The sequence below is a fragment of the Biomaibacter sp. TOL genome (genome assembly GCF_059717795.1).
Genome location: NZ_AP046092.1, coordinates 2,799,839 through 2,813,607 on the forward strand (window position 1 = coordinate 2,799,839; position 13,769 = coordinate 2,813,607).

General features: G+C 37.2%; 10 protein-coding genes and 1 pseudogene. All 11 read left to right on the forward strand.

All coding sequences use genetic code 11. The features are described from left to right. The first annotated feature begins 3 nt into the window (after positions 1-3). On the forward strand, positions 4-879 hold the full coding sequence (gene cmr6 / locus AC6I1H_RS13830) for a type III-B CRISPR module RAMP protein Cmr6 (protein ID WP_497738125.1): 876 nt from the start codon (positions 4-6) through the stop codon (positions 877-879). Positions 880-1,084: 205 nt separating this feature from the next. Beyond that, positions 1,085-1,189: pseudogene (locus AC6I1H_RS13835) on the forward strand (transposase); the annotation flags it as partial. 147 nt (positions 1,190-1,336) lie between these two features. Continuing rightward, positions 1,337-1,444: a DUF433 domain-containing protein gene (locus tag AC6I1H_RS13840; RefSeq protein ID WP_497740804.1), complete on the forward strand. Its 108-nt coding sequence runs from the start codon at positions 1,337-1,339 to the stop codon at positions 1,442-1,444. A 1-nt stretch (position 1,445) separates the two neighbouring features. Continuing rightward, on the forward strand, positions 1,446-2,321 hold the full coding sequence (locus tag AC6I1H_RS13845) for a hypothetical protein (RefSeq protein ID WP_497738126.1): 876 nt from the start codon (positions 1,446-1,448) through the stop codon (positions 2,319-2,321). An 18-nt stretch (positions 2,322-2,339) separates the two neighbouring features. Further along, a complete protein-coding gene (locus tag AC6I1H_RS13850; protein WP_497738127.1) occupies positions 2,340-2,804 on the forward strand; it encodes a DUF4351 domain-containing protein in 465 nt (154 codons plus the stop codon). Between the two features lie 334 nt (positions 2,805-3,138). After that, positions 3,139-3,273 (forward strand): hypothetical protein, encoded by a 135-nt coding sequence (locus tag AC6I1H_RS13855; protein WP_497738128.1) that lies wholly within the window; start codon positions 3,139-3,141, stop codon positions 3,271-3,273. A gap of 251 nt (positions 3,274-3,524) precedes the next feature. Further along, complete coding sequence (locus AC6I1H_RS13860; protein ID WP_497738129.1) at positions 3,525-4,691, forward strand: coiled-coil domain-containing protein; 1,167 nt, start codon at positions 3,525-3,527, stop codon at positions 4,689-4,691. A gap of 3 nt (positions 4,692-4,694) precedes the next feature. Continuing rightward, positions 4,695-6,251, forward strand: coding sequence for an Hsp70 family protein (locus AC6I1H_RS13865; protein WP_497738130.1), 1,557 nt, complete (start codon positions 4,695-4,697; stop codon positions 6,249-6,251). Between the two features lie 19 nt (positions 6,252-6,270). Then, positions 6,271-8,706, forward strand: coding sequence for a UvrD-helicase domain-containing protein (locus AC6I1H_RS13870; RefSeq protein WP_497738131.1), 2,436 nt, complete (start codon positions 6,271-6,273; stop codon positions 8,704-8,706). 12 nt (positions 8,707-8,718) lie between these two features. Then, on the forward strand, positions 8,719-11,964 hold the full coding sequence (locus tag AC6I1H_RS13875; RefSeq protein ID WP_497738132.1) for a helicase-related protein: 3,246 nt from the start codon (positions 8,719-8,721) through the stop codon (positions 11,962-11,964). Continuing rightward, on the forward strand, positions 11,961-13,760 hold the full coding sequence (drmB, locus tag AC6I1H_RS13880) for a DrmB family protein (RefSeq protein WP_497738133.1): 1,800 nt from the start codon (positions 11,961-11,963) through the stop codon (positions 13,758-13,760). Before AC6I1H_RS13875 ends, drmB begins: the two co-directional genes overlap by 4 nt. Positions 13,761-13,769: the final 9 nt, after the last annotated feature.

The window sequence follows — 13,769 nt, forward strand, 5'->3', positions numbered from 1 at the left end:
GGAATGATCACTCGAGAGGAGAAAAGTTATAAATTTTATAATCCGTATGATACAAGCAGGATTCTGTATGATTCAATTAAAAAAATCGGTATTTATGAATGGAATAATAAAAGGAGAAATAACGAAAGAAAAGATTGGTGTTATAAATCAACAAAATTTCTTATAAATCCGGCGCTTATTTTTGGGAAGTTTATTCCTGATACTGCAGGTGAAGATGCCAAAGAAAATAAGCATAAATATTTACAATTAGTAATCGATGAAATGGAAAAATTGAATGAAGAGATTAAAAAAAATGGGGTGAATATTTCTGATCGTTTAAAACAATCGATTGAGGGATTAAATGATTTGGGTTATCAAACAGAAAATATAAGACTTTCTATGTCGTGGCGTCTTATTGTTGGTCTTGGGGCTTCTCATCCACAAGAAACATCAATGGCATTGCATCACGTTTATGGGATTCCTTATATACCTGGAAGTGCAATCAAAGGAGTTACAAGACACTGGATAGTTTTGAGTAAATTTGGCAATGATGAGCAGCAAGCTTTAAAAAATGAAGAGTTTAAAAAAATTTTTGGTACACAAGAAAAACAGGGACAGGTTATATTTTTCGATGCTTACCCAATAAACGAAATAAAATTAAAAATTGATATAATGAACCCGCATTATCCCGAGTATTATTCCGGCCTTCAACCTCCTGCTGACTGGCAACAGCCGAATCCTATTAACTTTTTGACAGTGGAAAAAACAAAGTTTGATTTTTACCTTGCAAGTAAAAACCCAAAACTACTTTCAGAAACTTTGACTTGGCTTAAAGAAGCATTAATACAATATGGTATTGGAGCCAAAACTTCTATTGGCTATGGATTTTTTGAGGTTTAAAAAAAGAATATAATGACCGTTAAGTTAATAAGCGCTTGGTTTAAACCCACAGGCTTTCAGCCCGTAAATCCTTTCAGGACTTGCAGATACTTCAGTATCATCTATATAATCTATACCAGGGGTGATACTGAATGGGAGATTTAAAAAAAGTAAGTCATACCGTGTATGATATACAATATCATGTGGTTTGGACAACAAAATATGTCCACCCACACTTGCGCTATGCAAAATAATGCAATATTTGAAAGGAAAATCATCGAAGATAATGCAAGAAGAATTTAAAGAGTTAAGAAGAAGATACTGGGGGCAATCCACCATAGATAGCTTCCATTATAAAAATAATTACAGAATCACAAAAATACGCTTATAAGTAGGGAAACAGCATGTATAAAAGGGCCCCGCATACCTGTTTCTGTAATATTTAGATAATCTTTCTGATGGAATAAGTCGTGAAGAAATCTTAAAAGGCTATCCATCGTTAAAATCTGAGGATATAGATGCTGCGCTAGCTTATGTTGCTATCTTAGCAAAAGAACGTCAAATTGTAATTGAATCAGGTGCATAACGTGAATATGACTAACGCTTATAAATACATAAAAATTATAAAAAACAATAAATGCTTAATTCGTATAAAGTTAAACCAGACCCCTGAGAGATATAATACTAATAAAGGTGAAGTAGATATAATATTTGATGCAAAAAGCAAATTATTCTTTGATTTAGCGTGTATTCAAACTCGATGCGGTAAACAATGTTGCAAGGAACCTGTTAATTCAGTTTCATGGCATGGGTTTTATGATGAAAGAGGAGGAAGCATAAAACCACCCGTAATAAATTTTAAACATAACAATGACAAAATTTGGTGTTACAGACATACAGGTACAATTAATCAAAGAAATATTTTTTTATTTCCTGTATGCAGTTTCTATATTCCTAGGCAAATGGAAACGAATGGAATACCTGATGTCCAGATAAATGCTTTTGATTATATCGTGGAAATTGATAATCGTGATAATGCAAGGATAGATTTTTTTGTTCTGCCAAAAGGTGTTACTATCAGAGATTTCTTATCTAACTTCAGCATTTCAGCAATTTATCTGATTTCTGATATTACCGTTTTTAATAAAAATTTAAATGGTGAGCTGAATTTCTTACCGGCACCGGAAGATAATATTTTACTGGAATCAACCCGGTTAGGGGAATGGGATACTTTTTTGCGCACTATTTATACGAAAACAACGAGAGAACCGGAATTATGCGGCAAATTCAGTATTTTGTTTCATGATCCTAACAATACCATTGATATGTTGTTAGATAGATTCATTGGTTATCCGGATGATAATGGTGGCATTATAGCTGATTACATGCGAAGAAGATATGAAGAAGAATATAGAAAATTTAGAAGACTGATAAAATCAATTGATACCGGTCCACCAAAGTAATATAATAAATACAGGAGAATGGAACATGAACGACTGGCACAGCGACTTTTACGCCGCGATAAAAAACTTCTGGAAGCCGCCTTCAGGAAAAACATAATAAAAGCGGTGGAGGTGTATAAGATGTATGAGGATATGATAAATGAAGAGGTTCAAGAGTATGTGATAAAGACATTAAAACAGACCAAGCTAAAAATCTATACCGAGCAGGAACTAAAGGAGAGTGAAGAGAAAGGCATAGAAAAAGGAATCGAAAAAGGCATAGAAAAAGGTATTGAAAAAGGTATCGAGAAAGGTATTGAGAAAGGTATTGAGAAAAGGACTAAGGAACTTGCCGTAAAGCTGCTTAAAAAGAAGCTTTCGAATATTCCGGATGATATTATAGAAAACATTGATAAATCAAAAGATGTTCAAAAGATCGAAAAAATGGTGGAGGATATCTTCAATATTAATAATGTAGATGATGTTAGGAAGTATTTGAATTAAAATTGAAAGCAAGTATATGCTTTGACATTGAGGCTGCTTCAAACATAACTTTTTTGAGGAAGAAGTTTCAGACAAAATTAAGGAACTTAAAAAAGAAAAGTTTAATGAAATTTTATGGGAGATAAGAGTCTGATCAAAAATAAAATTTGGGGGATAATTCATGGGGTAACATAATTGAAAGTAAGAAAATTGGCTTTTTTGGATTCTTTTTTTTATAGTGATAACAGATGTATTAATAATTAATGCATTTATTAGGGTTTGCCTTTCCCAGGAGTGTATTTTTAATAGGAGTTGTAGGCAGATTTTTAAGGGCAATACGCATGGACGAATTCATTTGTTCTATACATTAAAAGTAGTATTCATAAAGGACGGTGCACAGGGCTATTCTGAAACTGATTATACTGAAGATGTCTTTAAAGGAATTAAAATTTTAACAAATGATACGGTAGCTGCTTCAAAAGAAGAATGAAAATATTTTGCACATCGCTTCTTCCACCATCTCCCTGCCCTTTTACAACAACCTCTCTGATGAAGAGATAGACTACGTGGTGGAAAAAGTAAGGGAAGGGATCGAAAAGTTCGGGGGATGAGGGAAACCGCATAAGAATATTATGCTAGGGTCAAGGAGGATGAGAATTTTAGGAGAAAAATTAAGTAACGATTTTTGCGAAACTATAAAAGTCGTAATCTATATATTTATCGGAGGAGAGAAAGCAAATCATGATTGAGTTTGAAAAGAAAATTGCCCCATACATCGAAAAAAACAAGAAAAACTCAAAGCTGAATAAAAGCCAAACCCAAGAAGTAGTATCGATTTTAAGACAAGCTCTTGATGATCAAAACTTTAATATCGATAATATTATTAATGTGCTGTTAGAACTTCACTATTCTGTAACAACCGAGTTTTTCAAGGAAGCATTTAATACTCTTGGAGAGTCAATAAAATTATGTATTATTGATAAGTTTGTAAGAGCTGAAAAAATAATTAAAAACACAAATAACTTCGGTATAAACAGACTCCTTTTTATTATTAATGAATTGCTTCAGACAAAAGAAAATGAAGAATATATTCATATGCTGTTAAAAGCATGTGCAAAAAAAGCCTATGGTGATGACGGCGGATTAAAATCGGGCAAATTGCTGGCCGAAGTTTGTTTTAAACATACGCAAGACAAAATATATTCATTAGACTTTTCCAAATGGGAAGAAGAAGATCTCAGAAAACTTTTAGCGTGGCTGGATAAAGCCGTCGCCCATACATCGGATGCCACAATAATAGAAGCTCATAACAAGTTTGTAGAAAAGTATAAACTACCTATAAATAAAAAGGTGACCGTTGTAACTTTTCCCAAAACCGAAGATGGTTCCGATAAACCGCATCAATGCCTCTCAAAGCCTAAAATAGAGCCTCAGGAAAAAATATTTTCCTTAATAAAAGAACTCCATGACGAAGCTTTTAAAATGTTGGAAGAACGGTTAAAGATAAAAGGAGAGCTCGATGAGGTTAAAGACAAGTTGGCGAAAGTGACCGACGAAAAGCAAAATATAGCTTTAAAACTATCCGATGCACAAGTTAAAATTGAGCAATTGCAGGAAGTAATCAAAATAAAGGAGGAGGAACTATTAGATGCAAAAAGAGCCATAGCGGATCTTGATGAGCGGCTGAAAAAATCGTTTAATTCCGATAACATACGATATAATCAGGAATTGTCCTCGTTAAAAAATGATTTGGCGAAGCGTTTAAAGCCGGATTATCAGGATTTTATAAAACTTAGAGCTAAAGAACCGACTGCGGAATATTATGCAGCTATTCTAGATGTCGTGGAAAATGTTTTCCATACACTTCGTAAAAAAGGTATCGATTTAAATCAGGAAAACGAGGTGTAGGCCATGCAGAAAAGCTACTTTGGAATAGATTTCGGAACGACAAATACTGCCGTTGTCCAGATCTTGGTAGATGAGCATGGAACTAAGACGATTAATCTTGGGGAAGATGATATGCCTTTTTCATCACTGGTTGCCATCCATAAGGTTGATGGAACAATTCTTTTCGGTAGACAGGTAAAAAATAAAAGGCGGCAATTATCCCGTGATTATCTTGTTATTTCGTCATTCAAATCGAAGCTCAGCCAGGATGTGGAATATTGTGTAGCTGATAAAAGATATACTCCCACCGATATAACTGCCATATTTTTAAAGGCTATAAAAGAATACATATATAATAAAATGAAAATAGATATCAATGCAGCGACTTTTGGTATACCGGTGGATTTCACACCTGTTCAGAGGAGAGAACTATTAAAGGCTGCAAAAGCAGCCGGAATAAAAGTAAATAAGCTCATTAGCGAATCGACGGCAGCATATATGCAAAATATGGATTTGGTAAAAGGGCTTTCAAAAGTAGCAGTATTTGATTGGGGCGGCGGGACTCTTGACATAAGCATTCTTGAAATACGAAAAAATGAATTGAAAGAACTGGCTATTCACGGGATAAAGCTTGGCGGAGATGATATCGATAAATTGCTGGCAAAAAAAGTACATGCCGACATCGCCTGTAAAAAGGATATCGGTGATTATGATGATATGCCGGATAAAGACAAGGATGAGATTATTAGTCGTTGCGAAAAGGCGAAAATAGATTTATCGGATGAAGATTTTACTAAAATTCGTCTAGTTGATTATGGGATGCCAGGTGTAGAATGGCATTCATTAGAATATGAAAGTTTTAAGGAGTTAATTAAACCGTGCATTGACCAGGCAATTAAAGCACTGTATGAAGCAATACAAAAAGCACAGATCACGGTGGCTCAGCTTGACGCCATCATAATGACCGGGGGAAGCTGTGAGATGCGGCCTATACAGGATATCTTGAAGCAGTTGTTTGAACACAAAAACATAAAAATTATTTCGCCTGAGAACATGCAGTGGTGTGTTGCCAATGGGGCTGCGATGATAGATAAGTTGAACACTGGATATAAGCTGAGCCACAGCATTGGGGTGATATTGTCTGACGATACATTTTTCCCAATATTCCAAAAAGGCCATTCTGTTTTTCAAAAAATCCCGGAATTAAGATTTGGGGTCGTGGAAGAAACCACAGATGCTCACTTTATAATAACCGATGAAAATAAAAATACGCTTGAAATAATTAATGTTCCGGTGAAAGGCTTCACATCTGAAGGAATATGTCTCAACGCATATATCGATGAAGCTATGATTGCACATCTAAATTTAAAGAGCACATGTATGAGCTGGGGAAAAGATGTAGAGATTCATAAATTGAATTTTTATTATGATATTAGCGGAAAAAGCATTAAGGCCCCGGATAAAAAGCCGGTTCCTATCAAAGACCCTTCCCTTTGCTCGTTTATGGGTTGCCTCAAAAAAGCAACTCGCCGAGGGCTTTGCGAAGAACACTATCGATGGGAATATGCTGATTCCAAGTGATAAACAAGGGGAATAAGAAATGGGACGTTCAAATATTTCTATAAAAAGCAATATATATGTAAATAGGACAAACTCACAGTTTGATAAGGATTTCATACGTCATGTTTATGATTATGATACATTGCGTAAAATAAAAGAATATTTAGATAAAGATGAATTGATATTGACACAGGAGCAGCGGGAACTACTGGACAAAGGGAACCCCCGATGCTCGCTTGATACAAGTGGTGATAAATCATGGGGTGTTATTATTGAAAATGATGTGCCTACTTTTGTTTGCAAATGCGAAAAAATCGATTGCAAACTTTGGGCAGAATGTTCTGTTTTACATAATTTTAGAAAAATAACAAGAAGGCCTGAAGATACGGCATCACACCAAGGTACAACATATATTCCACCGGATTTCGGATTGCTGAGATATTTGGACGAAGAAGACAGGCAAATATATTTAGAAACCTTTAAAATATCCAGTGAGATAAATGAACCGCCAGAGATACCGTTTGATAATACAGAAAATCCTATAGAAGACAAATTCCCAATGGAAGAAGAGAAATCTTCAGAAGAAAAGAAGACGCTAGAAGAAGAAAATCCTCAAACAAAAGGGGAAGATGCTATAGATGATATTATTTCCCCGCAGGATGATGATTCCTTTCCGGTAAAATATGAACTGCTCGATGGTCCTGATGAGATAATTAAAGCAAATATAGATGACAGAATTATCGTAAATGCAGGGCCCGGCACGGGAAAGACCTATTCCGTTATAAAGCGATTGGAATATATCATAAATAATAAGTTGGCGAATCCAGAAAGAGTGCTTGTTCTATGTTATTCAAGAAGTGCCGTCGGTGAAATTAAAAAGAGACTCAAGGATGAAATAAGAGAGGGCTTGGTGCCTCGTGAAACTATGAGTTTATTTGAAGGTATACGCACTTTTGACTCTTTCGTTACATATATGCTTTCCGATGGCGAACTCGAAGGTGTAATCAACAATCTGGACTATGATGATCGCATTGAAAAATTCATTTCTGAATTTAATAAAGATACAAGTTGTCTTGAGGGGCTGGAATACTTGATAATCGATGAGATACAGGATTTGGTGGGCGTTCGGGCACGGCTGGTCAAGACATTGCTTGAGCATTTAAAATGTGGATTTTTACTGCTGGGGGATGTATGCCAATCCATATACGATTATCTTGTTCAGGATGAAAACGAATTAAACTCATCAAAATTTTATAAATGGCTGAATACAAAATTCTACACCGGCGTTAAGCGGTTTGAGCTTACCAATAACGTGCGCCAGTCAAGGGAACTTGCAAAATATGAAAAAGATATGCGCAATGCAATTTTGTCTAAAGACGTAAGCAAGCAGGAAGAAACGCTTGCTGCATGTGTAAATGAATTGCAGCAGAAATACTGTTTGGGGAACATAAGATATTTAGATAGTTCGGATTTTAACAAGTTTGAAGCGATTTTGTGCCGCAACAATGCCGAAGTTTCTATTATCAGCACCGAGCTTTTTGAAAAGGATATAAATCATTGTATCTTAAAATCAGCGCAGCATGTGGACTTAGTGCCATGGATAGCCGAAATATTATCTACCTATACTGAAAAGCGCATTGGTTTTGAAGCATTTAAAAAGCGCGCCATTAAAGCCGGATATAACGATGCCGAAGATAAGTGGAGATTGTTAAAAAACGTAGCATCCGACGATAGCCAGGATGTGCTGGATGTAAGACTGCTGGTAAAATTGCTCGTGGCTGCGAAAGATTTACCTGCAGAGCTGGATTTATCTTACAAGAGTATCACTACCGTATCCACTATACATCGGGCTAAAGGGCGTGAATATAATGGTGTAATACTTCTTTCGGATGATTATGATGGAAAATATTGCAATCATGATGAGTTAAACAAAAAGGATGAAATTAAAGTTGCATATGTCGCACTGACAAGGGGAAAAAGACATATCGGTTTTTGCAATATACCTAGGCATTATATAATACAGCTTGATAGCAAAAGATGGATAGCTACCAAGCTAAGCCAAAAAAATGGAAAGCCTTATTGTTATAAAATTTATATAGGGATGGACGGAGATATAGATCCTTTTAGTTTTGTGAATAAAAATATAGAAGATGCTCAGAAAAGGCAAGAATATATTGGAAAATTAAAGCCGGGCGATATATTGGAAATAAACCGAACTGATATGGAATATGGGATCTATCATGAGGGCTTTTTCATCGGAAGGCTCAGCGATAAGATTGTCTATGATCTAAAAGATGCTATGGGTAAGACAAATCACAGCCCTACGTTGCCTAGCAGTATAAGTAGAATTTATGTCAATAATATAGTTACCATCGCGAATACGAAATTCAACGATGAAATAGCAGAACCATACAACAAGTCGGGTCTATGGTTGGGTGTTGAGATTTCTGGTTTTGCAAAAACACATTGGTGGTAGGGGGTAATTTTATTGCCAAGTTTTAACGATTACTATGCTGCGGAAGATATCATTGAAGATTTTTTAAGAAAAGAGCTCATAGGTCCTGTCGAACCGGATGAAATATTGGACGAGCCGCCGCTGGAACTTTATTCAATAGGTATCTTATGGCCCCAAAGAACGAGCACTGAAAAAATAAAAGTATATGACGGGGCAAGTGATGCAGAGCTAGAAGAGATGGTTTTAGATCAGAGCGAGTTTGATTGCGACATGGATGTTATCGATGATCTTGAAGAGGCACTGGAGGTTCCCGATGGACATATAAATCAGGCCAATGTTTATCGTCCCTCGGCAATGGCGATTACCATGGTGGTGAGTGGGCAGGAAGAGTATCTGAAGGTGAGGTTTCGATGTGCTTCTTATATACATCATGAAGAAGTACAATGTTATGAGAAAAAGGTGAAAGATGAAAACGGTATTGAGGTAACTCAAAGCAGGAAAAGAATCGTTCACAAATATATTCGAAAACCGATAGATAGCGGTGATGTTGTTTTTAGTCTAAAAACAAAAAAGCCGGTTAAAACGGATAGTATACCGGGCAACATTGATCTTGAGCTTTTTGTTAGAAAGACTTATCCGGACGGAAGCCGCCTTATTACTGTTTCTGCCATAAACAATACAATAGTACAAAACAAAGAGATATTACAAAACACTTCTGCCCTTTTTCAATGCCACTTATCAGTAATTTCGCAAAAAGGTTTTTTGCCAATGATTGAAAAAGAGCATAAGGAAAATGACCTGGAAACCGAGAACTTGAATATGCTTTACCGAGATGTGCTGAATTTTGCTTCGGGGCACGGTTGCTCTGTAAAATGGAAAGTAAAAAATAATGTGGTTTATGAAATTGAAAGCGAGTTCATACCTGTAGCTGAAATTTTTCAGATGAAGCCCTGCGAATTAAAAAATTCCCAATTTCTCAAGATGACATTTTGGAATGATAAAGTGCGAAGCCAAGGATGTGACGAGCTTGATGATTTTATCAAACTTTATGAAGAATGGTTTTTTGGTCAAAAAGAAAAGGCAAAAGATATAAAATCCTATGAGCGGGCGATTAATGCTAATTTTGCCAATATCCAAAACTGTATCAAACGATTAAAAAACGGAGTTATGTTATTGCGGTCAAACGATATCGTATGGAAATCTTTTTTATATATGAATGAAGCTATGATTATGCAGAGGATCAATTATGCGAAAACAAAAGGAAAAGCAGTTGATCCGGCAGAGGTTTCATGGTATCCTTTTCAACTGGCATTTATTTTACAGATAATACCCGATATTGTGGACGATAATGGCGAATGGCATAATACTGTGGACTTATTATTTTTTCCGACGGGCGGAGGCAAAACGGAAGCATATCTTGGCATTTCTGCTTTTGTTATTTTTTATAGAAAGCTTACGGGAAAAGAAAAAGGTGACGGTGTTGCGATCATCATGCGCTATACACTTCGCCTTCTTACAGCTCAGCAATTTGAGAGAGCGACGGCTTTAATATGTGCATGCGAATATCTGCGTCAGAAATACTCCATACCCGGATGTGAAATCTCAATAGGTTTATGGGTGGGAATGGATGTAACCCCCAATACCCTGGAAAAGGCAAGGGAGAGTATTGAAAAGATTAAAGACGATGAACTCGTATATAAAGGCAATCCAATACAGATCTTTCATTGCCCCTTCTGTGGCAGTGATATTGACGTGGGAGATTATAAGATAGAACAAACCATGAAAATAAAATGTCCCAATAAACGCTGTCATTTTCATGATGGGCTTCCGATATATGTGGTGGATGAAGATATATATAATGTAAGACCTACATTAGTTTTGAGCACTATAGACAAGTTTGCAAGAATTGTATGGGAAGATAGGACCGTGGCTATTTTTGGATCCGATGGGATTACCATGCCGCCAAATTTGATAATCCAGGATGAGTTACACCTTATTTCCGGACCTCTGGGGTCTATAAGTGGCATATATGAGACGGCGATCGATGAACTTTGTACACAAGGCGGTATTAAGCCAAAAATAATAGCTTCAACAGCTACCGTGAGAAATGCCGCAAAACAAATAAAGGCATTGTATGACCGCGAGAGCTTCCAGTTTCCATCCTACGGCATCGATATAAACGATTCTTTTTTTGCAAAGCAGGCCGATAAGAATAGCAAACCTGTCCGCAGATACCTGGGCATCTGTGAAACGGGAGGCAGCTTACTTGATATCCTGGTTCGCGTATACAGCTGCCTGTTTTTTGCCATAAGTCATCTTGAAGCCATGGGCATCGATCCGGAGATAATAGATCAATATTTTACGGTAGTGGGATATTTTAATTCCTTAAAGGATCTGGGCAGTTCCGCCACGGTATTGACCGATCGTGTAGGAACTTACTGTAATTCCTTGAGGCAACATAAATTTAAAAAATTTGCCGAAGCAATGGGCCTAAAAAGGATCAGGCATCATGAAAATACAGAACTCACCAGTAGGAAATCGTCGAAAGAAATAAAAGAAACTCTGGAAGAGTTGGAAATAAAATATCCCGATGAGAGGGCTTATTCTTATTTATTGGCTTCAAATATGCTTTCGGTAGGTATCGATATCGGCCGCCTCGGAATAATGACCGTTTACGGCCAACCCAAAAGCAATGCCGAATATATACAAGCCACCAGTCGCGTAGGGCGCAAAAACCCAGGAATGGTTATACCGCTATATAATGCCATGCGTTCCAGAGATAAATCTCACTATGAACAATTTACTTACTATCACCAAACTTTTTATAAACATGTGGAACCCACCAGTCTTACTCCTTTTTCATACAGAGCGATAGAAAAGGCGCTTCACTCGGTATATGTTGCCTTGATTCGGCATAAGGTCAAGAGGATGAGGGACAATGCAGATGTAATAAATTTTAGGAAGGACGATCCCGATGTTAAGATGATAAAACAGTTTATATTAAATAGGGTTAAAAACATAGCACCCGCTGCACTTGAATTTGCCGATGATTGGCTTTCACAATTTGAATTATTATGGGAAGATACCGCCAAAAACAAGAGCGAGAGCTTTTATTATGCACTAAGGAACAAAATGCCCGATACCACATGCACACTGTTAGTAGAGGCCGAAAAAGAAAATCTGTCGGATTTTCCTTCTACTTTAAATGCCTTGCGAAATGTAGACTTTTCTTCCAATGTTTTTATCCTGAACCGAAGAAATGAGGGAGATAAAGCATGAGAAAACTTTTTGCACCCAAACAAGGGAAGGAAAAAGTGGTGGGCGAGGTCAGGCAATCACAGCTTATTACTTCCTTCGGCTGTGGGTCAATCGCAGACTTTTTGTACGATACGGTAATTATAGCGGGGACGGATAAATGGGATTGGGCCGAAGACTCACCCGAAAATAAATTTATTATTTATAACGAAAACCTACAAAATTTATTGGGTAAAAAATATTTCGTAAAACCAAAAATTGATATGCGCAGAAAAGCATTCTTTATGGATAAAAGTAAAGATATCCCTGCGTACCGTTTCCCAGAAATACTTTATTGCATAAAATGCCATAGGTTATATCACTATAGCGCTTTTGACCATCAAACGGGGAGAGAGATAAGATGCTTTTGCGGGAACAGGTCATTGGTGCCTTCCCGATTTGTAGTAGTGTGCGAGAAGGGCCATATCGAGGACTTCCCCTATTCCAAATGGGTACATAGAGGAAGCGAATGCCCCAAAAGCGAAAGTCCCAAGTTATCACTGCTGAATATTGGAAATAAGAGCGGAATCAGCAGCTTGGTGGTGAAATGCGAAAGTTGCCGAGCAATTCGGGGAATGCAGGGGGCCTTTGCGGAGAATGCTTTGGTGAATATTAAAAAATGCGAAGGAAATACTCCCTGGCTGGCCGAGAAAGTGCCTTATGAGTGCAATGAGCCGCTAAAGACACGGCTTAGGATATCCACCAATGTTTATTTTCCTGTTACCATAAGTGCGTTGAGTATCCCGCCTTGGAGCAAGAAAATATTTATGAAGCTTCAGGGATATTACAATGTGCTGAGCAATCTTGATTTTTATGCGGCTCAACAAATTATAAAAACTCTGATACAACCAAAACTACCCGGTTATTCCATGGAAGATATCATGCTGGCATATAATGACTTAAAAAAGAATAAAAGTTTAAACGGCAAGAAGACTCAGCAGGACTTGTATATTGATGAGTATATGGCGCTAACCAAAATAGAAACGGGGAATCGGAATTACGATGACGGATATTCGGCAAGATTCGTTGAAGCTCCCCGAGCATATAAATCATTGATAAAGAAAGTGGTAGCCATTGACAGATTGACCGAAGTGGTGGCGATGTTGGGCTTTACCAGGTTAAAGCCGTGGTCGGGAAGACTGGATGATGAAAGGTTGGCACCGCTGTCTTTAAAGGAACAGAATTGGCTTCCTGCAGTACAGCTAAACGGTGAGGGAATTTTCATAGAATTTGATATTGATAAGTTAAAAAAATGGTCTAAGTCAATCGGTGACTATTATATGCCGATGAAACAAACTTTGGATCGGTCTTTTTTTTCAAATGATCGATTTTCTCCGCAATATGTTTTATTGCATACTTTTTCTCATCTATTGATAAGGCAGCTTTCTCTGGAATGCGGCTACGGAGCCGCATCTTTAAAAGAAAAAATATATAGCACTTTTTCAAAGGATACAGATGCTATTCCTATGGCCGGAGTTTTGATATATACTGCGGCACCTGATTCCGACGGAAGCTTAGGCGGTCTGGTAGAGTTATCCGACCCCGATATATTGGGCCAGCTTATCTATAATATGCTTGAGTCGGCGCGCTGGTGTTCTTCAGACCCTTTATGTATTACTTCCTATGGAAAGCACGGCCAAGGTTTTGAGTCGCTAAATTATGCGGCTTGCCATGCCTGTACTCTTTTGCCCGAAACATCCTGCGAGTTTAGAAACCTGTTGTTGGATAGGGCCGCCCTGATAGGAAGGCCCGAAAAAACTGACCTGGGTATATTTAACTAAGCTAAGGAA